Source organism: Sphingomonas sp. CCH10-B3 (genome assembly GCF_001556185.1).
Lineage (GTDB): Bacteria > Pseudomonadota > Alphaproteobacteria > Sphingomonadales > Sphingomonadaceae > Sphingomonas > Sphingomonas aquatica.
Genome location: NZ_LSIJ01000028.1, coordinates 58,370 through 84,942, shown reverse-complemented (window position 1 = coordinate 84,942; position 26,573 = coordinate 58,370). Strand labels below are relative to the sequence as shown.

The 26,573-nt window shown below is 67.0% G+C and carries 23 protein-coding genes; 13 read left to right on the top strand and 10 right to left on the bottom strand.

Features of this window, described 5'->3' with window-relative positions:
* Nucleotides 1-78: 78 nt before the first annotated feature.
* Both AX672_RS06525 and AX672_RS06520 read right to left on the bottom strand, forming a co-directional pair.
* A complete protein-coding gene (locus AX672_RS06525; protein ID WP_202189261.1) occupies nt 79-1,200 on the bottom strand; it encodes a 2Fe-2S iron-sulfur cluster-binding protein in 1,122 nt (373 codons plus the stop codon).
* 123 nt (nt 1,201-1,323) lie between these two features.
* A complete protein-coding gene (locus tag AX672_RS06520; RefSeq protein ID WP_066650089.1) occupies nt 1,324-1,746 on the bottom strand; it encodes a DUF1801 domain-containing protein in 423 nt (140 codons plus the stop codon).
* A 76-nt stretch (nt 1,747-1,822) separates the two neighbouring features.
* Between AX672_RS06520 and AX672_RS06515 the strand changes: the two genes are divergently transcribed.
* The 3 genes from AX672_RS06515 to AX672_RS06505 are packed head-to-tail and all read left to right on the top strand — an operon-like array spanning nt 1,823 to nt 6,440.
* The gene (locus AX672_RS06515) at nt 1,823-3,043 is read left to right on the top strand and encodes an argininosuccinate synthase (RefSeq protein WP_066650087.1); all 1,221 of its coding nucleotides are present in this window, start codon (nt 1,823-1,825) and stop codon (nt 3,041-3,043) included.
* Nucleotides 3,044-3,086: 43 nt separating this feature from the next.
* Nucleotides 3,087-4,808, top strand: a complete 1,722-nt coding sequence (locus tag AX672_RS06510) for a hypothetical protein (RefSeq protein WP_066650085.1) — start codon at nt 3,087-3,089, stop codon at nt 4,806-4,808.
* A 9-nt stretch (nt 4,809-4,817) separates the two neighbouring features.
* Nucleotides 4,818-6,440: a hypothetical protein gene (locus AX672_RS06505; protein WP_066650083.1), complete on the top strand. Its 1,623-nt coding sequence runs from the start codon at nt 4,818-4,820 to the stop codon at nt 6,438-6,440.
* Here AX672_RS06505 and AX672_RS06500 read toward each other — a convergent pair.
* The gene (locus AX672_RS06500) at nt 6,406-7,548 is read right to left on the bottom strand and encodes a GNAT family N-acetyltransferase (RefSeq protein WP_066650081.1); all 1,143 of its coding nucleotides are present in this window, start codon (nt 7,546-7,548) and stop codon (nt 6,406-6,408) included. The genes AX672_RS06505 and AX672_RS06500 overlap by 35 nt on opposite strands.
* A gap of 101 nt (nt 7,549-7,649) precedes the next feature.
* Between AX672_RS06500 and AX672_RS06495 the strand changes: the two genes are divergently transcribed.
* Nucleotides 7,650-8,243, top strand: a complete 594-nt coding sequence (locus AX672_RS06495; protein WP_066650080.1) for a DUF1353 domain-containing protein — start codon at nt 7,650-7,652, stop codon at nt 8,241-8,243.
* A 37-nt stretch (nt 8,244-8,280) separates the two neighbouring features.
* Here the strand turns inward: AX672_RS06495 and AX672_RS06490 are convergent, their stop codons facing one another.
* From AX672_RS06490 to AX672_RS06475, 4 genes are all read right to left on the bottom strand, one after another.
* Nucleotides 8,281-8,562 carry an ETC complex I subunit gene (locus AX672_RS06490; protein ID WP_066650144.1) on the bottom strand — a complete coding sequence of 94 codons (282 nt, stop codon included), beginning with the start codon at nt 8,560-8,562 and terminating at the stop codon, nt 8,281-8,283.
* 10 nt (nt 8,563-8,572) lie between these two features.
* On the bottom strand, nt 8,573-11,104 hold the full coding sequence (gene hrpB, locus AX672_RS06485; protein ID WP_066650078.1) for an ATP-dependent helicase HrpB: 2,532 nt from the start codon (nt 11,102-11,104) through the stop codon (nt 8,573-8,575).
* Nucleotides 11,101-12,156 (bottom strand): DUF475 domain-containing protein, encoded by a 1,056-nt coding sequence (locus tag AX672_RS06480; RefSeq protein ID WP_066650076.1) that lies wholly within the window; start codon nt 12,154-12,156, stop codon nt 11,101-11,103. Before AX672_RS06480 ends, hrpB begins: the two co-directional genes overlap by 4 nt.
* Nucleotides 12,157-12,289: 133 nt before the next feature.
* Complete coding sequence (locus AX672_RS06475; RefSeq protein ID WP_066650141.1) at nt 12,290-13,300, bottom strand: polyprenyl synthetase family protein; 1,011 nt, start codon at nt 13,298-13,300, stop codon at nt 12,290-12,292.
* A gap of 108 nt (nt 13,301-13,408) precedes the next feature.
* Here AX672_RS06475 and AX672_RS06470 point away from each other — a divergent pair, with 108 nt between their 5' ends.
* Nucleotides 13,409-13,687 (top strand): chorismate mutase, encoded by a 279-nt coding sequence (locus AX672_RS06470; protein ID WP_066650074.1) that lies wholly within the window; start codon nt 13,409-13,411, stop codon nt 13,685-13,687.
* Nucleotides 13,684-14,082, top strand: coding sequence for a GFA family protein (locus tag AX672_RS06465; RefSeq protein WP_066650072.1), 399 nt, complete (start codon nt 13,684-13,686; stop codon nt 14,080-14,082). The genes AX672_RS06470 and AX672_RS06465 overlap by 4 nt, the downstream gene beginning before the upstream one ends.
* 21 nt (nt 14,083-14,103) lie before the next feature.
* On the opposite strand, the gene AX672_RS06460 is transcribed toward AX672_RS06465, so the two are convergent.
* Nucleotides 14,104-15,276, bottom strand: a complete 1,173-nt coding sequence (locus AX672_RS06460; RefSeq protein WP_202189260.1) for a hypothetical protein — start codon at nt 15,274-15,276, stop codon at nt 14,104-14,106.
* 182 nt (nt 15,277-15,458) lie between these two features.
* Between AX672_RS06460 and AX672_RS06455 the strand changes: the two genes are divergently transcribed.
* Complete coding sequence (locus AX672_RS06455) at nt 15,459-16,421, top strand: flippase-like domain-containing protein (protein ID WP_066650069.1); 963 nt, start codon at nt 15,459-15,461, stop codon at nt 16,419-16,421.
* A 148-nt stretch (nt 16,422-16,569) separates the two neighbouring features.
* On the opposite strand, the gene hpnJ is transcribed toward AX672_RS06455, so the two are convergent.
* Both hpnJ and hpnI read right to left on the bottom strand, forming a co-directional pair.
* Nucleotides 16,570-18,000 carry a hopanoid biosynthesis associated radical SAM protein HpnJ gene (hpnJ, locus tag AX672_RS06450; protein WP_202189259.1) on the bottom strand — a complete coding sequence of 477 codons (1,431 nt, stop codon included), beginning with the start codon at nt 17,998-18,000 and terminating at the stop codon, nt 16,570-16,572.
* A gap of 13 nt (nt 18,001-18,013) precedes the next feature.
* Nucleotides 18,014-19,138: a bacteriohopanetetrol glucosamine biosynthesis glycosyltransferase HpnI gene (gene hpnI, locus AX672_RS06445; RefSeq protein WP_066650063.1), complete on the bottom strand. Its 1,125-nt coding sequence runs from the start codon at nt 19,136-19,138 to the stop codon at nt 18,014-18,016.
* Nucleotides 19,139-19,228: 90 nt separating this feature from the next.
* On the opposite strand from hpnI, the gene hpnA reads away from it, so the two are divergent.
* From hpnA to shc, 6 genes are all read left to right on the top strand, one after another.
* Nucleotides 19,229-20,230, top strand: a complete 1,002-nt coding sequence (gene hpnA, locus AX672_RS06440) for a hopanoid-associated sugar epimerase (RefSeq protein WP_066650060.1) — start codon at nt 19,229-19,231, stop codon at nt 20,228-20,230.
* Nucleotides 20,227-21,483 (top strand): glycosyltransferase, encoded by a 1,257-nt coding sequence (locus AX672_RS06435; protein WP_066650054.1) that lies wholly within the window; start codon nt 20,227-20,229, stop codon nt 21,481-21,483. Before hpnA ends, AX672_RS06435 begins: the two co-directional genes overlap by 4 nt.
* Entirely contained in the window at nt 21,480-22,325 is an 846-nt protein-coding gene (gene hpnC / locus AX672_RS06430) for a squalene synthase HpnC (RefSeq protein ID WP_066650127.1), read from the top strand. The genes AX672_RS06435 and hpnC overlap by 4 nt, the downstream gene beginning before the upstream one ends.
* The gene (gene hpnD, locus AX672_RS06425; RefSeq protein WP_066650051.1) at nt 22,322-23,161 is read left to right on the top strand and encodes a presqualene diphosphate synthase HpnD; all 840 of its coding nucleotides are present in this window, start codon (nt 22,322-22,324) and stop codon (nt 23,159-23,161) included. Before hpnC ends, hpnD begins: the two co-directional genes overlap by 4 nt.
* Nucleotides 23,158-24,405 (top strand): hydroxysqualene dehydroxylase HpnE, encoded by a 1,248-nt coding sequence (gene hpnE, locus AX672_RS06420; RefSeq protein WP_269454032.1) that lies wholly within the window; start codon nt 23,158-23,160, stop codon nt 24,403-24,405. Before hpnD ends, hpnE begins: the two co-directional genes overlap by 4 nt.
* A 121-nt stretch (nt 24,406-24,526) precedes the next feature.
* The gene (gene shc / locus AX672_RS06415; protein ID WP_082730410.1) at nt 24,527-26,497 is read left to right on the top strand and encodes a squalene--hopene cyclase; all 1,971 of its coding nucleotides are present in this window, start codon (nt 24,527-24,529) and stop codon (nt 26,495-26,497) included.
* Nucleotides 26,498-26,573 lie beyond the last annotated feature (76 nt).

Here is a 26,573-nt window from a genome sequence, read left to right as displayed (position 1 = left end):
GCCCGCAACCGCCACACGCTGCCGATCACCCGCAATTACATGGGTGAAGCCGAGCGGGCGATGCGCGGCTGAGCCTGCCTAGCCGAGGGCGATGACCAACGGCGCGTCGCCCGCCGCGCCGGCCGCGGGCACGGCGCTGCAGATCAGCACTTCATCGGCGCCATGCGCTGCGCTGGTGGTCCGGAAATAGGCGACCTCGCCTTGAACCAGCTTGCTTTTGCACGCGCCACAGGCACCTTCGCGGCAGCCGAATTCGGGCTTCAGACCCGCCGCCTCGGCGAGTTGGAGCAGACTGCCGGCACCGGGTGCCCAGCGCGCCTCGGTGCCCGTTGGCTGGTAGGTCACCAGGGCAGGGCCAGTTGCTGCAACCGGTTGGGGTGCGGTCGGCGCAGCCGCATCGGGCGTCCGCTGGAGCGAGGCCGGACCAAATGCCTCGGCAAAAATCGCGCCGTCCGCAACGCCCAGCCCGCGGAGCGCGCCATAGGCTGCCTGCATGAACGGCGGCGGCCCGCACAGATAAAAGTCATGGCGACCAAAGCCGAGGTGACGCTGGAACATGCTCGCGTCGAGAAAGCCGGTTTCGTCATGATCGCGCCCCGCTTCGGCGTCGTCGGTAATCTGCAGCAGCCGGACCAGTCGCAGCTTGCCGCCGGATTGTTCGCGCAACACGGCCAGTTCGGCGTCGAAGGCGCGCTCTGCCAGCGAGCGGGCCGCGTAGAACAGCACAGCGGGCCGCATCGGTCGCCCGGCCACTTCGCCCGCGACAAGATGGTGCAGCATCGCCAGCATCGGCGTAATGCCGACGCCCGCCGCAACCAGCACGGCCGTGTGCTCCACCTGGTCGTCGATGATGAAATCGCCCGCCGGTGGCTTGGCGCCGATGATCGTACCCGGGGCGGCTTGTTCGTGCAAATAGGTCGAGGCCAAGCCCAGCTTGCGCACGCTCAGGCGGTAATGTCCGGTGATCGAGGCACCCGAAATCGTGTAAGTGCGGATGACCGGACCATCGGCACCGGGAATGTCGAGGCGGATCGGCAGATGCTGGCCGGCCGCCGCGGGAGGAAGCGTCCCGCCATCGACCGGTTCCAGATAAAAGGAGCGGATCACGCTGCTTTCATCGGCCACGCGCGCCACGCGGAACGGGCGCCATCCCGCCGCAACATCGGGCAACATATCGCTCACTTGGTCTTGCTGCGGCATCACGAAGGCTCCCGACACGAACATCGTCTCGGGTAGCGGGTCGGATAATTTGCAATCTATCAGTATATTGCGACTGCGAAACAAACTTGCCCAGGCGGTAGCAAAAGCGGTCGAAGCGAGCCGTTACGCTGGCGCATTCGCCAGCCGATTTTCCCACGCCGTCCGTACCACCGCTTCCAGGACGGCGTCGTCGACATCGGCGAGCTTCTTGACGTAGAGGCAAGCCTTCCCCGTCTTGTGCTTGCCCAATTCCGGGAGCAGCGCGGCGATATTCGGCGTGCCCGCGCCGACATAGAGCACCAGTTCGGCCTTGCGCGGGGAAAAGGCGATTGCCGGCATGTCGCCCTCGCGCCCGCTTTCGTAGCGATAATGGACGCTGCCGAAGCCGATGATCGACGGGCCCCACAGCTTGGGCGGCTCGCCCGAAATGCGCGCCATCAGGTCGATCAGGACACGGGCATCGGCAACGCGCTGCGGCACTTCGACCTTGCCGAGAAAATCTTCGACGCTTGCGTCGGTTTCGACGGTCTTGTTTGCCTTGGCCATGGCTTCCCCCTAGTCGCTTGCGCACGCGCCCGCGGCTTCGTAACACGCGCCGCTTTCTCGCCTTCAGGAGTTTGCCATGACCGACCAGATCAATCGAGTCGTCCTTGCCTATTCGGGCGGGCTCGACACCAGCGTGATCCTGAAGTGGCTCCAGCAGACCTATAATTGCGAGGTGGTGACCTTCACCGCCGATCTGGGCCAGGGCGAGGAACTCGAGCCCGCGCGCAAGAAGGCCGAGATGGCGGGCGTCCGCCCCGAGCATATCTTCATCGACGATCTGCGCGAGACTTTCGTCAAGGATTACGTGTTCCCGATGATGCGCGCCAACGCGCTGTACGAGGGGCTGTACCTGCTCGGCACGTCGATCGCGCGGCCGCTGATCGCCAAGCGGCAGATCGAGATCGCGCGGCAAGTCGGCGCCGATGCCGTCAGCCACGGCGCGACCGGCAAGGGCAATGACCAGGTCCGTTTCGAGCTCGGCTATTATGCGCTCGCGCCCGACATCAAGGTGATCGCGCCGTGGCGCGAATGGGACCTGACCAGCCGCACCAAGCTGATCGAATTCGCCGAGGCGCACCAGATTCCGGTCAACAAGGACAAGCGCGGCGAAGCGCCGTTTTCGACCGACGCGAATCTGCTGCACACCTCGAGCGAGGGCAAGGTGCTCGAGGATCCGTGGGACGAAGTGCCCGATTACGTCTATTCGCGCACGGTGAACCCCGAGGACGCGCCCGACGCGCCCGAGGTGATCACGATCGATTTCGAGCGCGGCGACGGCGTCGCGCTCAACGGCGAGGGGATGTCGCCCGCGAGCCTGCTGACCGCGCTCAACGAACTCGGCCGCCGTCACGGCATCGGACGGCTCGATCTGGTTGAGAACCGCTTCGTCGGTATGAAGTCGCGCGGCATGTACGAGACGCCGGGCGGCACCATCTATCACCTCGCCCACCGCGGGATCGAACAGCTCACGCTCGATCGCGGGGCGGCGCATCTGAAGGACGAATTCGCGCCGCGCTATGCCGAGCTGCTGTACAACGGCTTCTGGTTCTCGCCCGAGCGCGAGATGCTGCAGGCGGCGATCGACCACAGCCAGTTGAAGGTGACGGGCACGGTGCGGCTCAAGCTCTACAAGGGCGGCGTCTATGTGATCGGCCGCAAGTCGCCCTATTCGCTCTATTCGGAAAAGGTCGTGACCTTCGAGGACGATCAGGGCGCCTATGACCAGCGCGACGCGGCGGGGTTCATCAAGCTCAATGCGCTGCGGCTGCGGCTGCTGGGGCGGCGGGATCAGGGGTGACGGCGAAACCCCGCATTAACCACGGCGCCGCTACCCCGGTGCCATGGGGACTTCGCAGCACCACCGGGCAGATCGCGGCGACCTGCTGATCGCCTTCGCCTTCGCACTGCTGCTCGGCCTTGCCTGGGCGGCGCGCGATTGGGGGAACCTGTCGGCGCTGCGGCTCCCCGATACCGATGATGCGATGCGGTTGCAGCAGATCCGCGACTGGCTCGGCGGGCAGGCGTTTGCGGATGTGCGGCAGCACCGGCTGGCGGGCGGTCTCGCGATGCATTGGTCTCGGTTGCCTGATCTGGTCCCTGCGGCGATCATAGCGCTGCTGCGCCCGCTGATCGGCCCCCATGCCGCTGAAATCGCCGCCGTCACCACCTGGCCACTCGCGCTGTTCGGCGCGGCGCTGGCGCTGGTCGCGAGCATCACCCGCAAGCTGGCGCCCGACGCAGCGCGCACCGCAATCATCGTCGCAGGCGTCGCCTATCCCGTCACCACCCTGTTCGCGCCGGGGCGGATCGATCACCACGGCTTGCAGATTGTGCTGGTGCTGGTTGCCGTGCGCGCGTTGCTCGCGACGCCCGGTTGGGCGAGCGGGATTGTGGCTGGCGTCGCGACGGGCGCGAGCCTGATCGTGGGCATGGAGATGGCGCCGGTTCTGAGCCTCGTCTCGCTGTCCGTATGGGTCGGCTGGTGGTTTGGTCGCGGCGGCGCGTCCGGACAGCTAGCCGGGCTCGGAACGGGCCTGAGCGGCACATTGGCACTTGGCGCGACAATCTTTGCCACGACCGACTGGGGCTATGCCGCCTGCGACAGCTTCACCAGCACCGTGTGGATGGCGGCGCAGATCGGCGCGGTGGCCCCGCTGGTGCTGAGCCTGGCTACGCCGCTGCTGGCCACACGGTCACTGCGGGCGGCGGCGAGCCTGATGGCGGGCGGCATGATCGCGCTGCCGCTGCTGCCGATCGCGCATGGCTGTGCGAATCCCTATGGCGCGGTCGACCCGCTGGTCGCGCGGCTGTGGCTCGATCACGTCGGTGAAGCGCAATCGTTGTTCGCGGCGCCCTTCGCCACCGCCGTCGCTTATGCCGGGCTGCTGATCGCCGGGATCGCGGCGACCTTGTGGCAGGTCTGGCAGCGCCAGCAGCGCGGTTGGGCGCTGCTACTCGCGCTCCAGCTTGCCGCTTTTGCGGTCGCCTGTTTCGAACTGCGCGGCGTCTATGCCGGCGTCATCCTCGGCACCCCTGCGCTGGCAGTCGCGATCGGCGAAGCGCGCACGCGCGGGGCGCTGTGGCTGGCGGGCGCATGGCTCGGTTCGGCAGGGATGCTCTATCCAATCGCCGCGCAAGCCTTCGCGCCAACCGGCACGCCGAGTGCCGCCTGCAACCCGCAAGCCGCGCTCGCCGCGCTGCCGACCGGGACGGTGATGGCGCCGATCGATGTCGGGGCTTATGCGATTGCGGCGGGGCCGCACCGGATGATCGCCGCCCCCTATCACCGCAACAATGGCGGCAACGCCGCGATGTACCGCTTTTTCCTTGGCAGCCCCCAAGCCGCGCAGGCGATCGCCGCGAAGTGGCGGGCCGATTATGTCCTGCTCTGCCCCGGCGATTTCGCCGAACTCGACCGCCCGCTCGTCAATGATCCGCACCGCCTCTTGGGCCGGCTGCGCGCCGACAAGGCGCCCGGCTGGCTCACCCCCGTCGCCACCGCATCGGGGGCGAAGCTGTGGCGCGTTGCACCGCGCTTGCGGGAAGCCCCCCGCGCAGACTAGAGCGCGCGGATGGAGGGCAAAATCCACTGGTGGCAAACGCGCTGGTTCGTCGTCGCGATGGCGGCGATTGCGGCCATTCCCTTGCTGTGGCCGACGATTCCGCCACTGGTCGACTTGCCCGGGCACATGGGTCGTTACCGCGTGCAATTGTCAGGGGAACAGGCGCCGTGGCTGCTCGACTGGTATGATTTCAAATGGTCGCTGATCGGCAATCTCGGCTTTGATCTCCTCATCATCCCGCTGGCACCGATTTTCGGGCTGGAACTGGCGGTCAAGCTGCTGGTGATCAGCATTCCGGTACTGACCGTTACCGGCCTGCTGTGGATCGCGCGCGAAGTCCATGGCCGGGTACCCGCGACCGCGCTGTTCGCACTCCCGCTTGCCTATAGCTTCCCCCTGCATTTCGGCTTCGTCAATTTCGCGCTGTCGATGGCGCTCGCGCTAAATCTGTTCGGGCTGTGGCTGTGGCTGGCGCGCCACAATCGCTTCGGTTTGCGCGCGGTAATCTTCGTGCCGCTCAGCTGCGCGCTGTGGGTGTGCCACACCTTCGGCTGGGGTTTCCTCGGCGTGATGGCCTTTTCGGCGGAGATGATCCGCCAGCACGACCGGTTGCCCGAAACGTCCAACGGCTGGGGCGAGCGGGCGACGCACTGGCTGGGCGCATGGATACGTGCCGGCATCGGCTGCCTGCCGCTCGCGCTGCCGATCGCGCTGATGGTCGCGTGGCGCAGCGGCGCCGACGTGAAGGGGCAGACCGGCGACTGGTTCAACCTGCGCGCCAAGATCAGCTGGCTGACGATGCCGATCCGCGACCGCTGGCAGGCATTCGACATCGCCTCGACTGCCGTCCTCTACCTCATCATCTTCAAGGGCGTGCGCGATCCCAACATCGAATATTCGCGCAACCTGCTGCTGTCGGCGCTGTTCCTGCTGGCGGTGTTCATCCTGCTGCCGCGCATCGTGTTCGGCTCGGCCTATGCCGATATGCGGCTCGCGCCCTTCATGATCGCGATTGCGATGATCGGCCTGCGCCCCAAGCCCGGCCTGTCGATCCGCGGCACGATGACGGTGGCCGCGCTCGGCCTCGCCTTCTTCCTCGTGCGGATCGCGGGCAATACCGCGAGCTTCTATTTCTACAGCAACAGCTATGACCGCGAGCTGAAGGCGCTCGACCATTTGCCCGAAGGCGCGCGGCTGGTCAGCTTCGTCGGCGAAACGTGCCACAGCGAATGGTTCATGAGCCGGTTGCAGCACCTGCCCGCGCTCGCACTCGAACGCAAAATGGCCTATTCGAACGATCAATGGTCGATGGCGGGCGCGCAGTTGCTGGTCACCAAATATCGCCCCGCCGCGCGCTATTCGCACGACCCGTCGCAGCTGGTGACCTACCAGCAATGCCCGCGCGAATGGTGGCGGCCGATCGGGCGCAGCCTGGCGCGCTTCCCGCGCGAGGCGTTCGATTATGTCTGGCTGATCATCCCGCCGCCCTATGAGAAGCGGCTGGAGCAAGGGCTGATTCCCGTGTGGCGCGACGGCACCAGCGCGCTGTTCAAGATCGACCACGGCAAGCCCGGCCCCGAGCTGACCCGCGACCTGATTACGCCTCCGCCGCCTTCCGAAATGGAGTCATAGCGCCGAGATATTCCTGGTCGGCGGCGACGGCTTCGCGCTCCCGCAACAGGAAATCGGCGACGGCCCGGCGGAAATTGCGATCGGGCAAGTAATGCGCCGACCAGGTCGTGACCGGCGCATAGCCGCGCGCGAGCTTGTGTTCGCCCTGCGCGCCGGCCTCGACGAATTTCAGCCCGCGCGCGATCGCTGCCTCGATCGCCTGATAATAGCACAGCTCGAAATGGAGGAAGGGTACGTCCTCGGTGCAGCCCCAATAACGACCATAGAGCGTGTCGGCGCCGATCAGGTTGAGCGCGCCCGCAATCGGCCGCCCGCCGCGCTCGGCCAGCATCAACAACACGCGGTCGCCCATCCGCTCCCCCAGCAGCGAGAAGAAGGGGCGTGTAAGATAGGGGGAGCCCCATTTGCGGGCGCCGGTATCTTGATAGAAGACCCAGAAGGCGTCCCAATCGGCCTCGGTCAGGTCGCTGCCAGTGACGTGGCGGATCGTCAGCCCCTCGACCGCGCAGCTGCGTTCCTTGCGGATCGCCTTGCGCTTGCGGCTGGCCAGCGCGGCGAGGAAATCGTCGAAGCTCGTATAGCCGTCGTTCGCCCAGTGAAACTGCGTGCCCGCGCGGATCAGCCAGCCCGCTGCTTCGAACAGCGGCAGCTGGTCGGTCGCGACGAAGGTCGCATGCGCGCTCGACATGCCGTGCTGGTTGACCACCGCCTCGATCGCCGCAATCAACCCCGGCGCAGCAGCTTCATCGCGCAGCAGCAGCCGCGGCCCCGGCACCGGGGTGAAGGGCACCGCGACCTGCAGCTTGGGGTAATAACGCCCGCCTGCGCGTTCCCAGGCATCGGCCCAGGCATGGTCGAACACATATTCGCCCTGGCTGTGGCTCTTGGCATAGGCGGGCGCAATCGCGGCGGGGCGACCATCGGCGCCATCGACGACGATCGGCACGGCCTGCCACCCGGCGCGCGGGCCAACGCTGCCCGATTCTTCGAGGATCGACAGAAAGGCGTGGCTGAGAAACGGATTGGCGGACCCGGCACAGGCATCCCAGTCCGCCGGGGCAATCCGGCGGACGCCATCGGCGAGTCGGGCAGTCACGGCGCTGGTCACGCCCTTTAGGTAAGCCCCACGCCGCGAAGGGCAACCGCCGCTTGCGCACCTTGGACGTGCATGGGAATATCGCGCGAATTCGGCAGCGAGGGCAGCGGGCAATGGCGGCACGGTTCGAAGGCGACTTTCTGGTCACCCTGCTCGATGACGGGCGCAACATCCGGCTCGAATCGGACCTGGTCTTCATCGACCCTGCCGATGTGCGCTGGGCAGCACCAAAGGGCGCGGTCGTTGACGGCGCCTCGATCCCGAAAGGCTTCTGGAGCATCATCGGCGGGCCGCTCGAGGGCAAATATCGCAACGCCTCGATCATCCACGACTGGTTTTGCGACAAGCGCACACGGACGTGGCAGGCGACGCACCGTGTCTTCTACGACGGCATGATCGCCTCGGGCGTCGGTGCGGTCCAAGCCAAGCTGATGTATTATGCCGTGCTGTGGGGCGGGCCGCGATGGGAAGAGCGCGTCAGCCTCAATACCAACCTGTCAACCAGCGACGCGTTCGGCATCGCCCCGTCAGCGCCGCGGATGGCGACCGAAGTGGTCGCGCTCGACAGTCCGGGCGGCGGCACGTCGATCGCCGAACAGGAAGCCGCCGCGCAACGGCTGCAGGCGATGATCGAAGCGCAGGACCTCTCGCTCGACGCGATCGAAGGCCTGGCCGAGCAAGCGCACCCCGGCTTGCCGGGGATCTGAACGGCGAGGACGGGAAAGAGTAGAGGGGGGCAGCCCCCTAGCGGAAATTGTCCGCGTAAGCCTGCAGCTTGAGCTTGCGCTCGGGCGCCGGGATCAGGTGATAGTCGATGCCTTCGCGCGTCGCATAGGCAATCGCCGCTTCCGCGCTCGGGAACGCCAGCCGCAACTGCTCGCGCGTGTCGCCCGAGCCTGCCCAGCCGGTCAGCGGATCGGGCCGCTTGGCTTCGGCGGGCTCGAATTCGAGCACCCATTGCTGCGTGCGGGCGCGGCCCGATTGCATCGCGTTCTTGGGGCGCTGATAGATGCGTGCGGTCGTCATGTCCTGCGCCTTACCGCAAGCCTTGCGCGCGTGCATCCGCATTTTTGGTCCTGAGCGTCGCATTGGCGTTCGCCGGATCGTCGGGCCAGGGATGGCGCGGATAGCGGCCGCGCATTTCCTTCGCGACCGCCGCCCAGCTGCCCGCCCAGAAGCCGGGCAGGTCGCGCGTCGTCTGGATCGGGCGACCGGCGGGCGAGGTGAGCGATAGCACCAGCGGCACCCGCCCGCCTGCGACCATCGGGTGAGTCGCGAGGCCGAACAGCGCCTGCGGGCGGAGTTCGACGGTGGGGCCAGCTTCGGCGGTATAGTCGATCGCGTGGCTGCTACCCGCGGGCGATTCGAAGCGCGGCGGCGCGAGCCGGTCGATCGCCTGCAACGCATCCCAGCCGATGAGGTTGCGCAGCGCATCGTTGAGCGCGGCGGGATCGATCTGGTCGAGGCGGCGCTTGCCCGCCAGCAGCGGGACCAGCCACTCGTCGGCGCGGTCGAGCAATGCCTGATCGTCGAGCGCGAAGTCGGGCGCACCGTGCTGCGCGGCAAAGGCGGCGCGCTGGCGCAGTGCGGTTGCCGAATCGGGCCAGGGCAGCAGGTCGAGGCCATGGGTGCGCAGGCCATCGAGCAGCGCGGCGGCGATGTCCTCCGTGTCGGCGTTCGGGTCGGGCCCACCGCTCAGCCGGATCGCGCCGAGCCGTCGCTCGCGCACCGCCTGCACGCCGCCGGTCGCGGGATCGAAGCTGACGTGGCGGCGGGTTTCGATGCTGTCGCCGAACAGCGCCTCGACGGTCACCGCGTCGATGGGAGCAGCGGCAAGGATGCGCGCGCCCGCCGCCATGCCTTGCGTCTCGGCGACCGCGAGCCATTCGGCGCGGGCGAGACTGGAGGTGGGGTCGAGCCTGAACCCGCGCCCGCCGACCGAGGCCCATTGCTCGCCCGAAGCCTCGCGACGGCGCGCGACACGATCGGGGAAAGCGAGCGCGATGCAGGTGGCGACGTCAAAGCCCTCTCCCCTCTGGGGAGAGGGTTGGGAGAGGGGGGCCACAGGCGACGGTGCGTGGGGCTCCCCCTCTCCCCGACCCTCTCCCCGGAGGGGAGAGGGAGCAGTCAGCGCGACCCACCGCGCCGCCAGCTTCCGCGCACTCTCGGCTCGCCCGCCGCGTTCGCGCCGCCACCGCTGCAGCCGCGCGTCGAGATCGGGGTCGTTCCCGCCCAGCCCGCGCTCGCCGAGCAGCGCCGCGACTTCGGCCGCCACGTCCCCCAACCCGAGCCGCGCGCTCTCGATCAGCATGTGGCCGAGCCGCGGCGGCAGCGGCAGTCTGGCCACCGCCTCGCCATGCGGCGTCACCCGCCCCGCGCCGTCGATCGCCCCCAGCGCCAGCAACCGGGACCGCGCCTCGGCCACCGCGGCGTCGGGGGGCGGATCGATCCAGCGCAACCGACGCGGATCGCTCTCCCCCCAACGCGCGCAGTCGAGCGTGAGTGCCGACAGATCGGCCTCGAGGATCTCGGGCGGATCGAATCGCGGCAGCCCCGCCGTCGCGGCCTCCTCCCACAGCCGATACGCGACCCCCGGCCCCTGCCGCGCGGCGCGGCCCGCGCGCTGTGTCACCGCCGCCTGGCTCGCGCGTTCGGTCACCAGTCGCGTCATCCCCGCCGCGCGATCGTAGCGCGGGCGCCGCGCCAGCCCCGAATCGACGACGATGCGAATGCCGTCGAGCGTCAGGCTGGTCTCGGCAATCGAAGTCGCGAGCACCAACTTGCGCGCGTCCGACGGCGCGATCGCCGCGCGTTGTTCGGCGGGCGGCAGCGTGCCGTGGAGCTTGTGGAGCACGACGCCGGGCAGGTCGCCCAGCCGTTCGGCGACACGCTCGATCTCCGCCACGCCGGGCAGGAAGGCGAGCACCCCGCCCTCGGCTTCGCCCAGCGCCAGCCGGATTGCGCGCGCCATCTCGTCCTCGATCCGCGCTTCCGCCGCGCGGCCCAGATGGCGCAAGGTCAGTGGATAGCTGCGTCCCTCACTTTCAATGACGGGTGCATCCCCCATCAGGCTCGCGAACCGCGCGCCGTCGAGCGTCGCCGACATCGCCACCAGCCGCAGGTCGGGCCGCAGCGCGCCCGCCGCGTCGAGCGCAAGCGCCAACCCGAAGTCGCTGTCGAGGCTGCGTTCGTGCACTTCGTCGAACAACACCGCCGAGACGCCCGCCAGCTCGGGATCGGCCTGGATGCGATTGACGAAAATGCCCTCGGTCATCACCGTCACGCGCGTCGCGGCGGAGCGCTTGCTGTCCATCCGCGTCGCATAGCCATAGCTGCGCCCGACCGCCTCGCCCGCCACCGCCGCCATCCGCTCGGCAGCGGCGCGCGCGGCGATCCGGCGCGGCGACAGCAGCAGGATTTCGCCGCTGCACCACGGCTCAGCCAGCAGCGCAGGCGCCACCGCCGTCGTCTTGCCCGCCCCCGGCGGCGCGACCAGCACGGCAGTCGACCGCGCGCGCAGGACTGCGAGCAGATCGGGCAACACGGCGTGGATGGGGAGCAGGGTCACGCCCCCACGGCGTCGCTGTCATCCTCGGCGCGGTTCGCGCGCAGCGACGCGACGAAGGCAAGGCCGATCAGTCCCGCGCCGATCAGCCCGGTCACTGCCTCGGGCACTTCGACACGCACCGAAATCAGCATGATCACCGCGAGCGCCACGATCGCGTAGAACGCGCCATGTTCGAGGAAGCGGTACTCGGTAAGCGTGCCGCGATCGACCAGCATCACCGTCAGCGAGCGCACGAACATCGCACCGATGCCGAGGCCCAGCGCGATGATGAACAAATTGGTCGACAGCGCAAAGGCGCCGATCACTCCGTCGAGCGAGAAGGACGCATCGAGCACTTCGAGATAGAGGAAGGCGGCCAGCCCCGACCGCGCCATGCTGTGCGCGGCACCGCCATCGTCGGTCCCCTGTTCGAGCAGCGCGCCGATGGCGTGCACCGCAATATAAGTCAGCAGCCCGATGATCCCGGCGCCGAGGAAGGTGATCCCCTCGCCCGGCTCGAGCGACTGGGCAATGCCGTAGAGCGCGAGCAGCACCAGCCCGATCGCGATTCCCGAAATGCGCGACAGCTGCGCGATCGGCCGTTCGACCACGCCGATCCAGTGCACGTCCTTGCCTTCGTCGAAGAAGAAGGCGAGGCCAACCATAGCCAGAAACGCGCCGCCGAAGCCCGAAATCGCGACATGCGCGCCGGTGATGATGCGTTCATAGGCGACCGGATCGGTCATCGCGAGCGTGACCGCCTCGACCGGCCCCAGATTGGCGGCGATGGCGACGATCGCCAGCGGGAACACGATCCGCATCCCGAACACCGCGATCAAAATGCCCCAGGTCAGGAAGCGGCGCTGCCACACCGGCGACATCTCGCGCAGGACGGTCGCATTGACGACCGCATTGTCGAACGACAGCGACAGTTCGAGCACGCCGAGGACCGCGACGATCCACAACACGCCCAACGTGCCCATCATCGATTGCGTGCTCGACCAGCCGAGCCACGCCGCAAGCCCGCCGCAGATCAGCGTGAACACAATCGATTCGCGGAAATATTTGAGCATCAATCCCCCGAGCGCGTGCCTGTCTCAACGTCGCTCGGCGGCGACGACCCTCGGCCCCATGTTACCGGGCCAGCGGCGCGTTACAATGATTAGCGCGGCCCAACAATCGCGCGACGGGACTGAAGCGGCGGCGTCAATATGCCCGGGCGACCGCGAATTCGACTGCCTGCACCATCGCGGTCTTGGCCTCGCTCGCGCCGAACGGGCCGAGTGCGTCGATCGCGCGCTGGCCGTAATGGCGCGCGCGGGCCAGCGTGTCGTCGATCGCGCGGCTATTGCGGACCAGCTCGACCGCATGCGCAAGGTCGGCGTCGCTGTCGCGCCGCCCTTCGACCGCGTCCTTCCAGAAACGGCGGTCATCGGCATTGCCGCGCGCATAGGCAAGGATGACGGGCAGCGTGACTTTGCCTTCGCGGAAGTCGTCACCGCGGTCCTTCCCCATCGTGCCGGCGTCGGAGACATAATCGATCGCGTCGTCGACGAGCTGGAAAGCGATGCCGAGATTGCGACCGTAAGCGTCGAGTGCCAGTTCTTCCGCCTCGCTGCGTTCGGCGACGACCGCGGCGATCCGGCACGCGGCAGCGAACAGCGCTGCGGTCTTCGCGCCGATGATGTCGAGATAGCGTTCCTCGCCCAGATCGACCTTGCGCGCCGCCGTCAGCTGGTTGACTTCACCCTCGGCGATCACGGCGCTCGCAGCGCTCAGGATCTTGAGCACCTTCTGGCTGCCGTCCTCGACCATCAGTTCGAACGATCGGCTGAACAGGAAATCGCCGACCAGCACCGTCGCCGGATTGCCCCAGATGGTGTTGGCGGTGCGCCGCCCGCGCCGCAGGTCACTGCCATCGACGACATCATCGTGGAGCAAAGTCGCGGTGTGGATGAATTCGACCGCGGCGGCGAGCCGGTGGTGGCGCGTGCCGGCATAGCCGATCAGCCGCGCGCTCGCGAGCGTGAGCATCGGCCGCATTCGCTTGCCGCCGCCCGCGATCAGATGCCCGGCGAGTTCGGGAATCAGCGGAATCTGCGACTGCATGCGATCGAGGATCACCGCATTGACCAGATTGAGGTCGCCCGCGACGAGCGCCATCATCGGTTCGAGCGACGGCTGATGCTGGGGAAGGCGATGGATGGTCGCGGTCATGCTGCGGCGCATCTGGCGCCTCGGCGGGGCAAAGGCAAGGGGCGGGCTTGCGCACTGCGACGCGGGCCCGCAAAAAGACGATAGTTGGACAGGGGAACGGGACGCGCGATGACCGACGACACGCTGAGCGGCTATCGCAAGAGCATCGACAACATCGATGCCGCGCTGATCCACCTGCTCGCCGAACGCTTCAAGGTGACGCAGGCGGTCGGCCGCTACAAGGCCACGCACGATCTGCCGCCTGCCGACCCCGCGCGCGAGGCAACGCAGATCGCCCGCCTGCGCGCGCTGGCGAAAGACGCCGAGCTCGACCCCGAATTCAGCGAGAAATTCCTGCGCTTCATCATCGACGAAGTGATCCGCCATCATGAAAGGTTGCAGGGGTGAGCGCGCCCAACACGCCCGCGCGCGGATCGTGCCTATGCGGCGCGGTGCGCTTTACGATTGAGGGGCCCCTCACCTCGCCCACTGCCTGCCATTGCAGCCAGTGCCGCAAGCAATCGGGCCATTATTGGGCCGCGAGCGAAGTGCCGCGCGATGCCGTGACGATTGAGGGCGCGGACAAGCTCACCTGGTATCAGTCCTCCGAAAAGGCGCGGCGCGGCTTTTGCGCGATCTGCGGATCGTTCCTGTTCTGGGATTTGGCGGACAGTGGACGGCTCGACGTGGCAATGGGCGCGCTCGACACGCCGAGCGGCACCCGGCTCCACATGCACATTTTCGTCGCCGACAAGGGCGATTACTATACCATATCCGACGACGTGCCGCAGCGGGCGCAGTGAGGCGTCAGGCCTCTCCACCCCTCAAAAATAGGACTGCAACGTCCCCCGCCGCCGCACGTCGAGCGTCGCGCAATGGAATGCGCCGCCGAACGGGCCGTAGCTGAAGAAATCGCACGGGATCGGGTCGAAGCCCCAATCCTTCAGCGCCTTGATGAGCGTCGGCTGCTGGCGCTCGACGACGACTTTCTTCTCGGTCAGCGACAGCACGTTGATGCTCGTCCACGGGCTGCACATCGACATTTTGGCGATGACATTGTCGATCGGATCGGGCCGGGGGGCCACCAGCACGTCCCATTTCTTCAGGATCGGCGGCAGCCGGTCGAGATCGAGATAGTCGGGATTGACCAGCACCTTGCCCGGTGCGAGCGGCATGAAGGTCGAATCGATGTGCATCGGCTGTTTGCAGATGCTCGGCAGCTCGTGGATCGTGTAATCGCTGCCGAGATGCCGCCGCAGCCAGTTGATGCCGGCGAGATTGGTGACGTTCGAGCGGGTGACGAAAATGTCGCGGCCGCAGCGCACGAAATCGGCGGCGTCGAACACCGGCTCGAATTCGCTGATGACATATTTCTCGGGCGTGCCCGGCCCGGTCGGCAGCTGGTAATTATAATCGTACAGCTCGTCCGAAAGCTGCGGGCGCGGGGCCGACGTCCAGCGCGCACCGCCGTTGAAATATTCCTTGAACAGCGAGCGATAGGCATTGCCCTCGAAATAACGCGTCGGCCAGCACATCGGCGTTTCGATGATCTCGTCGCCGACGACCATGAAGCCGTCGCGCGGACAGGCGACGCAGAAACCGCGCGAGCTGAACTCGGGCGTCACGAATTTCTTGCGGTGGTTGATGATGTCGGGGCGGCGGACCTTGATCCCCTCGCCTTCCAATATCGCGATGAAGCCGTCGAGCTCGGCTTGCGCCTTGTTGACCAGCCATTTGGGGTATTTCATCCCCGCCGCGAGCCGGTACAGCCGCGAGATCAGCGGCGGCAGGTTGTAGGTGACGGTGACGTGCACCGACGGCACGGTCGATCCCTCGAGCCGCCCGACGATCACTTCCTCGAGCGGATCCCATTCATTGTAGGACATGACCGGGCCGGTCGCGGCTGCCGCAGGCGCCGCCGCGTCGCTGGTGATGGGGCCGGCGGTGGGGTCGCCGTCGATCGCGGTCCGTTCGATTGCGCCCAGTTCGTTCGTCATGCCTTCATGTCCCGGTAATTGCTCTGTCGATCGGCCGACTGGATGGCCCTCCCCATCCCGCCTCTCCTTTCGGAAATGGCGACATCGATCCGATTGACCCCGCCGCTCTCGTAGCCCAAGGGGATTGCGATCCGCAACCAATCGGTTCCGACAGCGTCAGTCGAGATATTTTGTCCAGCAATATGAAACGTTTCCTGATTGTCGGCACGGTTTTGGCCGTGGCGATCGCAGGCCTTGTCTGGTCGGGCATTCGGCTGGGGGACATCGCACGCGCGGTTGCTTTGGTCGGCTGGGGCATCTTGCTCGCCATTTTGGTGCGCTATGCGCTCACGCTGATGCTCGCCTATTCGTCCTGGGTGATCATGCCGCGCGACCAGCGGCCGAAGTTCCATCAAAGCGCGGCGATCCGCATCGTCCGCGACACCGTCAACACGCTGCTGCCGACGACACAGATCGGCGGCGATATCGTTGCGGCACGGCTGATGACCTTTCGCGGGCTGACTGCGCCGATGGCTGCGGCGGGGGTGGTGGTCGACCTGTTCCTGCAAGTGGTGTCGCAGTTCGTCTTCACGCTCGGCGGCACGTTGCTGTTGCTGCAACTGGGCGCCGATCCGTCGATCATCCGCACCGTCGTGACCGGGCTGCTGATTGCGGTGCCGTTGCTGGTGGCCTTCTACTTCATCCAGCGGCTGGGGTTCGGTGCGCTACTGGTGACCGCGCTCAAGAAGCTCGCCGGTGGTCAGGAATGGTCGGCGTTCGCCGCGACCGATGCCTTTTATGCGGCGCTCGCCCGCATCCGCGAGCGCGGCCAGCCGATGCTGGTGAGCTGGGTCACGCATCTCGCGGCGTGGATCGTCGGGTGCCTTGAAGTGTACGTCATCTTCGGCTTCATGGGCCATCCGGTGACGCTGGCGGAGGCTTTGGTGATCGAGAGCATCGGCCAGGCGGTGCGCGGCGCGGCGTTCGCGGTCCCCGGCGCGATCGGCGTGCAGGAAGGCGCCTTCGTGCTGCTCTGCGGCGGCTTCGGAATCCCGGCCGAGGCCGCGCTCGCGCTGTCGCTGATCAAGCGCATCGCCGATGTCGCGATCGGCCTGCCGGGCTTCTGGTTCTGGTATCGGTTTGAGGGGGGCAGCAACCGCGCATGAACCCTCCGCCGCTTGTTTCGAGCGAAGCCGAGAAACAGGCGACAAGCGACGTCGCCCTTAGCCTGTTTTTCGACTTCGTCCGAAACGAACGGGTCGAAGGTATCAATCTTTCAACTAGACGAGCGATTGGATACGCGGGCTCGACGCCTCACGCCGCTTCAGTATTCCGGTTCTTGAGGAAGTCGAAGAACTCGACGCCTTCGCGCAGGCGACGCTTCATCATCGTCGGGCTGGTTGCCATTTCGGCGACGATCGCGCCGACCTTCGACGGGCGGAAGTAGAATTTCTTGTAGAATTCGGCGACCGCTTCAAAAATCTCGTCCGAGGCGAGGTGCGGATAGGTCAGCTGCGCGATCTGCCCGCCGCCGTCGGCAACCAGATGATCGGTGCCGTCGAACCAGCCATTCTCGATCGCCTGCTTATAAAGGAACGTCCCCGGATAGGGCGCCGCGAGCGATACCTGGATCGTGTGCGGGTTGACTTCCTTGGCGTAGCGAATCGTTTCCTGGATCGTGTCCTTGGTCTCGCCCGGCAGGCCCATGATGAAGGTGCCGTGGATCTTGATGCCGAGCGCGCGGCAGTCCTTGGCGAACTGCTTGGCGACTTCGATGCGCAGGCCCTTCTTGATGTTGTGCAGGATCTGCTGGTTGCCGCTTTCATAGCCGACGAGCAGCAGCCGCAACCCGTTGTCGCGCATGATCTTGAGCGTTTCGTAGGGCACATTCGCCTTGGCATTGCACGACCAGGTGACGCCGAGCTTGCCGAGTTCGCGCGCCAGTTCCTGCACGCGCGGGACGTTGTCGGTCAGCGTGTCGTCGTCGAAGAAGAGTTCCTGCATCTGCGGGAACGCCTTAAGCACATACTTCACTTCCTCGATCACATGGCCGACCGAGCGCGTGCGGTAATTATGCCCGCCGACCGTCTGCGGCCACAGGCAGAAAGTGCAGCGGCTCTTGCACCCGCGCCCCGTGTAGAAGCTGACGTAGGGGTGCTTGAGGTAGCCGATGAAGTAATTCTCCATCACCAGATCGCGCTTGTAGATCGGCGAAACGAAGGGCAGCTGGTCCATGTCCATCAGGACTTCGCGGTCCTCGTTATGGACGATGACGCCTTCCGAATTGCGGAAGCTGATGCCCTTGATGTCGGCGAGCGGCTTGTCCTGCGCCACGTCGAGGATGGTGAAGTCGAATTCGTTGCGCGCGACGAAATCGACCGTCGGCGCATTCGCCATCGCCCAGGCGGCATCGACCGCGACGGTCGCGCCGATGAAGCCGACCTTCAGGTTGGGGTTGAGCTCCTTGAGCATGCCCGCGACCTTGACGTCCTGCTTGAAGCCCGGCGTGGAGGTGTGGATGACGACGAGGTCGCGCTGCGCGGCTTCATGCTTGATGTCGTCGAACGACAGGTCGTGCGCGGGCGCGTCGATCAGCTTCGATCCTTCGACCAGCGCGGCGGGCTGCGCGAGCCAGGTCGGATACCAGAAGGACTTGATCTCGCGCTTGGCCTGATAGCGCGAGCCTGCGCCACCGTCATAACCGTCGAACGAGGGCGCCTGGAGGAAGAGCGTGCGCATAACCATGGACCGTGAAACCTTATCGCAACTGTAACTTTCCGTCGCGCGTTACCCGGAATTGGCTGCCGCGCCAATCGACTTTGTCGATGAAGAAAGTGGCGACGAATATCGCGCACGACAACAAGTCGCGCAAGGGCAGCAGGATTGCCGGGCCGCTAGCGAAGCCCGTCGCCCGGTCCATCCGCAGCTTGACCACCAGCCGCGACACGAACGCAAGCGCGAGCCAGGCAATCGCGGCGGGATTGGCCGCCGATACGAGCACGGCCAGCAGCGCGAGCGGCACCGCATGAGTCAGCACGCTGCCGGCAAAGCCGAACGGATCGATTCGGAACACCGTCAGCGACCAGCGCAGTTCATGGCTGAACAGCGCGCCCAACGTCGGTTCGCTGCACCCCTGAACGATGAAAAAGTCCGACAGCTCGGTCGTCAGCCCCATCCCGCGCACCGCGCGCCCGATTTCATAATCATCGGCAAGCAGATCGACGAACGCCGGAAAGCCGCCGATCGCCGCGAGCGTTTCGGCCCGCAGCGCCATCGTCGGGCCGAGCACGGGCTGCGCAAGGCCAACCGCGCGGCCGAGGATGACACTCGGCATGAAGCGATAGGCAATGTCCATCGCCGCGACGCGCGACCAGAAACCGGCATCGCCGCGCCCGACATGGCGGCAGCTGACGAGGCCGACGCCGGGCCGGTCGAGCGCATCGACGACGCGCGCCAGCGTATCGGGCGCCCAGGCAACGTCGCTGTCGGCGATGACGACGATGTCATGCGCCTGAAACTCGGCCATATTACTGAGATTGCAAAGTTTTTTATTGGCGCCGATCATCCGCGCGCTGCTGATTCGCGCGACCACGGCGTCGGGGTGGCGATCGGCCACGCGCGCAGCCAACGCGATCGCGGGATCGCTGGCGCTCGAGGTACCGAACACGACCTGCACCGGACCGGGATAGGCTTGCGTGAAAACAGTTTCGAGATTGGCCTCGAGCGACGGCTCCAACCCGTGGAGCGGCTTGAGCACCGTTACCGACGGCCATTGGTCACGGGGCCGCATCGCCCGCACGGGGCGCACCAGCGCCGCCGCAGCAAGGTTGAACAGCGTGCCGATGGCTGCCATGCCCAGCAGCAGAATCGCAAACGTCGACATATGGGCTTGTCTCCAAGCCCCTCCCCACCGGCAACTTTCCACGAAGCGGGCCGCGTGGCTAGGGTGTAGGAAGCCTAATTTGGAGCAGTAATGCATTTTAAGGGCGAAAAGTGCCTGGTGACGGGGGCCAGCGGGTTCGTTGGCGCTGCGGTGGCGCGCGCGCTGGCGGCGCAGGGCGCGCAATTGCGGCTGCTGGTGCGCGCGAGCAGCGACCGGACCAACATCGACGGGCTCGATGCCGAGCTCGCCGAAGGTGATTTGCGCGACGAAGCATCGGTGCGGCGCGCGGCCGAAGGCGTGCGCTATCTCTTTCACGTCGCTGCAGACTATCGGATCTGGGCACCCGACCCCGAGGAGATCGTCCGCAACAACCGCGCAGGCACGCAGGCCGTAATGAATGCCGCGCGCGCGGCAGGCGTCGAGCGCATCGTCTATACCTCGAGCGTCGCGACGCTGAAGCCGCTCGACGGCGGCGCTGCCGACGAAACCCGCGCCGCGACACCCGAACAGGCCGTCGGCGCCTACAAACGCTCGAAAGTCGTTGCCGAGCGGCTGGTCGAGGCAATGGCGGCGGATGGCTTGCCGGTGGTGATCGTCAATCCCTCGACGCCGATCGGCCCGCGCGACGTCAAGCCGACCCCGACCGGGCGGATCGTCGTCGAGGCCGCGAACGGCAAGATGCCCGCCTATGTCGAAAGCGGGCTCAACCTCGTCCATGTCGACGATGTCGCGGCGGGGCATCTGCTGGCGCTGGAGAAGGGGCGGATCGGCGAGCGTTACATCCTCGGCGGGCAGGATGTGTCGCTCGGCGCGATGCTGGGCGAGATTGCGCGCATTACCGGGCGCAAGCCGCCCTCGGTCGTCATCCCGCGCGCGCCGCTGTTTCCGCTCGCCTATGCCAACGAAGCCTGGTGCCGCCTGACCGGCAAGACCGACCCGTTCCTGACGGTCGATTCGCTCAAGATGGCCGCGCACAACATGTATTTCTCCTCGGCAAAGGCCGAGGCCGAGCTGGGCTATCGCGCGCGGCCCTATGCCGAGGCGTTGCGCGACGCGGTTGACTGGTTCCGCGCCAACGGGCGGATCGCATGATCTGGATCGGCGGCGTCGCGCTGGCGGTATGGCTGGTGCTGGTGTTCGCGCGCGACGGCTTCTGGCTGACCCGCGAGCGCGACACGGCGGACCTGCCGCCGCCGCCCGTCGTCTGGCCGTCGGTGGTCGCGGTCGTGCCCGCGCGCGACGAAGCCGAGGTCATCGCCCGCTCGATCGGCAGCCTGATCGCGCAGGACTATCCCGGCGATTTCCGGGTGGTGCTGGTCGACGATAATTCGAGCGATGGCACGGCGGAAATCGCGCGGGGCGTGGCGGAGGCTGCGAAAGCCCTAAGCCCCTCCCCTTCAGGGGAGGGGTATGGGGTGGGGCGTTTCGGTCTCACCGAGACCGAAGACCCTGAGGCGCGGCCCCACCCCCTCCCCTCCCCTGAAGGGGAGGGGCTTAGCAACGCTAGCCGACTATCAATAATCTCCGGCGCCCCTTTGGCGCCCGGCTGGACCGGCAAGCTATGGGCAGTCCACCAGGGTATCGCCGCTGCGGGCGCGGCCGATTATCTGTGGCTGACCGACGCCGATATCGCCCATGCGCCCGACACGCTCACCACCCTTGTCACTCGCGCGGTCGGCGATGATCGCGTGCTGGTGACGCTGATGGCGCGGCTGCGCTGCGAAAGCCTGGCCGAGCGCGCGCTGATCCCGGCGTTCGTCTGGTTCTTCGCGATGCTCTATCCCTTTGCCGCCGTGAACCGCGCGACCGGCATCGGCGGGGCGGCGGGCGGGTGCATGCTCGCGCGCCGCGACGCGCTCGAAGCCGCCGGGGGCATCGCCGCGGTCCGCAATGCGCTGATCGACGATTGCGCTTTCGGCGCGCTGATGAAGCGGCAGGGCCGCGTCTGGCTTGGGCTGACCGATCGCTCGGTCAGCATCCGGCGTTATGAGACCTGGGGCTCGGTCGGCGCGATGATCTCGCGATCGGCCTATGCACAGCTGCGCTATTCGCCGGTGCTGCTGGCGGGCACTCTGGTCGGGTTGGCGTTAATTTACCTGGCCCCGGTCTTGCTCACCCTGTTCGGCGAAGGCTATGCGCGCGGGCTTGGGCTTGCCGCGTGGGTGCTGATGACGATCGCCTTCCAACCGATGCTGCGCTTCTATCGTCGCTCGCCCTTGTGGGGCGTCGCGCTGCCCGCCATCGCGCTGTTCTACGCGGCCCAAACTTTTGCGTCGGCCTGGGCGCATTGGCGCGGGCGCGGTGGCATGTGGAAGGGCCGCGCACAAGCGGCGATCGGCGCATGACCGCGATCACCGCCGAAGCCGCGACGCTCGCCTCGGGCAAGGGGCACCGGGACGAGAATTTCCCGGTCGCCTCGTTCCTGCTGAAGCGCGAGCACCGCGCGCCGGTGATGGCCTTCTACCATTTCGCGCGCGCGGCCGATGACGTTGCCGACAATGCCGCCGCCAGCGCCGACGAGAAGCTCGCGCTGCTGGGTGCGATGCGCGCAACGCTGGCGGGAACCAGCGACGCCAATCCCGAGGCCAAGGCGTTGCGCGCCGTGCTCGACCAGCACGCCCTCACGCCGCAGCACGGGCTCGACCTGCTGACGGCGTTCGAGCGCGACTGCACCGTCAGCCGCTATGCAAGCTGGGACGATCTGATGGATTACTGCCGCTATTCGGCGGCGCCGGTCGGGCGCTATGTGCTCGACGTCCACGGCGAGGACCCGGCGACCTGGCCCGCATCCGATGCGCTGTGCGCCGCGCTGCAGGTAATCAATCACTTGCAGGATTGCGGCAAGGATTACCGTGCGATCGACCGCGTCTATATCCCGATCGACATGCTCAGCGCGGCCGGTAGCCGGATCGAGGATCTGGGCGCCGCCAAGGCCAGCCCAGCGCTGCGATCGGTGATTGTCGCGCTTGCCCGGCAGACGCAGGGGCTGCTGGTCCAGTCGGCAGCGTTCTCGGCGATGATCCGCGACAGGCGCCTCGCGGTCGAAGTCGCCGTGATCCAGCGGCTCGCCGAAAGCCTGACCCGGCGGCTGATCACTCGCGACCCGCTGAGCGAGCGCGTCCACCATTCGAAGCCCGAAATGGCGGGGCTCGCCGCCTGGGCCGCGCTCCGGCGGCTGGTCGCATGAACCCGAAGAACACCCCCGCCGCGCTGCAGGCACAGGTTTCGGGCAGTAGCTTCTATGCCGGGATGCGCGTGCTGCCCAAGGCCGAGCGCGAGGCGATGTACGCCGTCTATGCCTTTTGCCGCGCGGTCGACGACATCGCCGACGACCAGCAGGGCGACCGCGCCAGCCGTGCCGCGGCGCTCGATGCGTGGCGCCACGACATCGAGTCGCTTTACGCCGGGCAGCAGCCGGGCCGCGCCGAGCTGGTCGCCGAGGCTGTCCACCATTTCCATCTCGACAAGGCCGATTTCCACGCGGTGATCGACGGCATGGCAATGGACGTGGTCGACGACGTGCGCTGGCCCGTATTCGAGACGCTCGATCTCTATTGCGACCGGGTGGCGTCGGCGGTCGGTCGGCTGTCAGTGAAAATCTTCGGCATGGAGCATGACGAGGGCATCAAGCTCGCGCACCACCTCGGCCGCGCGCTGCAGTTCACCAACATCCTGCGCGACATCGACGAGGATGCCGCGATCGGCCGCGTTTACCTCGCCCGCGAGCATCTTGAGCAGGCCGGCGTCGACCTGTCGTCGCCGCAAGCCGTTGCCGCCGATCCCCGGCTCGACCAGCCCGCGCGCGATCTGGCGAAGCTCGCGCATGAGCATTACGCCGCCGCGCACGCCATCCTGAAGCGTCGCCCCAAGGGGCATCTGATCGCGCCGCGATTGATGGGTGCGGTCTATGAGAAAATCCTGACGCGGATGGAGCAAGTTGGCTGGGGACCCCCGCGCACGCGGATCAAGGTCAACAAGGCGGCGCTGCTGTTCACTGTCGCCAGGCTGTGGCTGCTGCGTTGAGCCGACGCGCGACGATCATCGGGGCGGGCATGGCGGGGCTGTCGGCGGCGGTCGAGCTCGCCCGCGACGGCTGGAAGGTCGAGCTCGCCGATAGCGCGGCCCAGGCTGGCGGGCGCTGCCGCAGCTATCACGACCCGCAGCTGGGGCGCGTGATCGACAATGGCAATCATCTGGTGTTGGCGGGCAATCAGGCGGTGGCGCGCTATCTGGAAACGATTGGCGCGAGCGACCGGGTGGTCGGCCCCGCGAGTGCGAGCTTCGACTTCGTTGACCTGCAGGACGGCGCGCGCTGGACGATTCGACCGAATGACGGTCCGATCCCGTGGTGGCTGCTGTTCGCGAGGCGTCGCGTCCCCGGCACTTCTATCGCCTCATACGCCGCCTTGGGGCGTCTTCTCGTAGGCCGGATTTCTGACCGGGTGTCAGACCGCATCGACTTATCCGGACAGCTAGGGCGGCGTCTGATCGACCCGGTGCTGCTGTCCGCGCTCAACACCGATCCGCGCGAAGGGTCGGCGCGGCTGGCGGCGGCGGTGATTCAGGGATCGCTCGCGCGCGGCGGCAGGGCGAGCGCACCGCGCATCGCCGAGCCGACGCTGGCGGCCGCCTTCGTCGAGCCTGCGCTCGCGTGGCTCGCCTTGCGCGGCGGCAAGCTGGCGACCGGCACCCGGCTGCGCGCGCTGGTCACCGAAGGCGACCGGGTGACGGGGCTCGATTTCGGCGATGGCATCGAGCCGGTGCACGGCGCCGTCATCCTCGCGGTGCCGCCGTGGGTCGCGCAAAGCCTGCTCCCCGGCCTTTCCGCGCCGACCGAATTCCGCGCGATCGTCAACGCGCATTTCGCCTATGCCCCGCCGGCGGGCACACCAGCGATGATCGGCGTGATCGGCGGGACGGCCGAATGGATCTTCGCCTTCGAAGACCGGATTTCGGTGACAGTCAGCGGCGCCGATCGGCTCGTCGACCATGACCGCGAGGCGCTCGCGCGTACTTTCTGGGCGGAGATCGCGCAGGTCCACAAGCTGCCGCCCGAGCTGCCGCCGTGGCAGATCGTCAAGGAAAAGCGCGCCACCTTCGCCGCCACGCCTGAACAGGATGCGCTGCGCCCCGGGGCGGCGACCCAGTACCGCAACCTGTTCCTCGCGGGCGACTGGACCCAGACCGGGCTGCCCGCAACGATCGAAGGGGCAATTCGTTCCGGCGCGACTGCCGCAAAATTGGCACAATCGATCGGCCTAGACTAAAGACCAGCTAACCGTTCGTCCCGGGTGAAGTCGAGGGGCGGGCCGCGCGCGAGTCGCGCGGTGTCTCGACTTCGCTCGACACGGACGGTCTGGGGAAGTTGGAGAGATTGAAGTTCGCCACATGCTGACCGTTGCTGAAACTCGACCCGATCTGATCGCTGCTGCCGACGCCGCCACCGCGCGCGCCGCGGCGGCCCTGCGCGACGTGCAGCGCGACGACGGGCACTGGGTGTTCGAGCTCGAAGCCGATTGCACCATCCCGGCCGAATATGTGCTGCTGCGCCATTATCTCGGCGAGCCCGTCGACGCCGGGCTCGAAGCCAAGATCGGCCGTTATCTGCGCCGCATCCAGTCCGAAAAGCACGACGGCTGGTCGCTGTTCCACGCCGGCGCGTTCGACATTTCGGCGAGCGTGAAGGCCTATTTCGCGCTCAAGATGATCGGCGACGACATCGACGCGCCGCACATGGCCCGCGCCCGCGCGGCGATCCACAAGGCGGGCGGCGCGGCGGCAGTCAACGTCTTCACCCGCATCCAGCTCGCGCTGTTCGACGCGGGGCCGTGGAGCGTCATCCCGACGATGCCCGCCGAGCTGATCCTGCTGCCGCGCTGGTTCCCGGTGCATCTGTCGAAGATGAGCTATTGGGCGCGCACGGTGATCGTGCCGCTGCTCGTGCTCGGCGTGATGAAGCCGGTCGCGAAGAATCCGCGCGGGATCAAGGTCGACGAACTCTACACCGTCAAGGCCGCCCCCCTCAAAAGCAATGTCGCAGGCGCCAAGCGGCACTGGCAGCTGTTTTTCGGCGCCATCGACCGCGTGCTCAAGACGGTCGAACCGGTCTGGCCGAAGGGCAGCCGCGAACGCGCGATCAAGGCCTGCGTCGATTTCGTCGTCGAGCGCTTGAACGGCGAGGACGGGCTGGGTGCGATCTATCCGGCGATGGCGAACAGCGTGATGATGTTCGACTGCCTCGGCTACCCCGAGAATCACCCGCACCGCGCGATCGCGCGGGCGTCGGTCGAAAAGCTGCTCGTGATCAAGGACGACGAAGCCTATTGCCAGCCCTGCGTCTCGCCGGTGTGGGATACCGCGCTGGCGGCGCACGCGATGCTGGAGGTCGGCGGCGAGGAGAATGAGGCGCGCGCCCGCGCCGGGCTCGAATGGCTCAAGCCGCTGCAAGTGCTCGACCTGAAGGGCGACTGGGCCGACGACAAGCCAGAGGTGCGTCCCGGCGGCTGGGCGTTCCAGTATCGCAACGATCACTATCCCGATCTCGACGATACCGCCGTCGTGGTGATGGCGTTCGACCGCGCCAAGGACAAGCTCGCGCCTGCTGGTGTTGGCGCGGACGGCTATGACGAGGCGATCGATCGCGGGATCGAATGGACCGTCGGGCTGCAATCGAAGAACGGCGGCTGGGGCGCGTTCGATGCCGACAATACCTATGACTATCTGAACAACATCCCCTTCGCCGATCACGGTGCGCTGCTCGATCCGCCGACCGCCGACGTGACCGCGCGCTGCATCTCGATGCTCGCCCAGCGTGGCGAGCCGCTCGACAGCCCGCGGATGCAGGCGGCGATCCAGTATCTCGCCAAGGAACAGATGGCCGACGGCAGCTGGTTCGGGCGCTGGGGCGTCAATTACATCTATGGCACCTGGTCGGTGCTGTGCGCGCTCAACGCCGCGGGGCTGGGTGCCGACCATCCGAGCATCGCGCGCGCGGCCGACTGGCTCGAGGAAATCCAGAACCCCGATGGCGGCTGGGGCGAGGATTGCGACAGCTACAAGCTCGATTATGCGGGCTATGAGCCCGCGCCGTCGACCGCGTCGCAGACGGCGTGGGCGCTGCTCGCGCTGATGGCGGCGGGGCGTGTCGATGGCGAAGCGGTCGATCGCGGCATCGCCTGGCTCGTCGAGCATCAGGACGAAGACGGGCTGTGGGGGCAGGAACATTACACCGGCGGCGGTTTCCCGCGGGTGTTTTATCTCCGCTATCACGGCTATCCGAAATATTTCCCGCTCTGGGCCGTGGCGCGGTATCGCAATCTAAAGCGGTCGAACGCGCGGGATGTCGCGTGGGGGATGTGAGGCGGGCGGCGTTTGCCGACTGCGCTCATTACCCCTCCCGCCCTCACCCTGAACTTGTTTCAAGGTCCATCGCGCC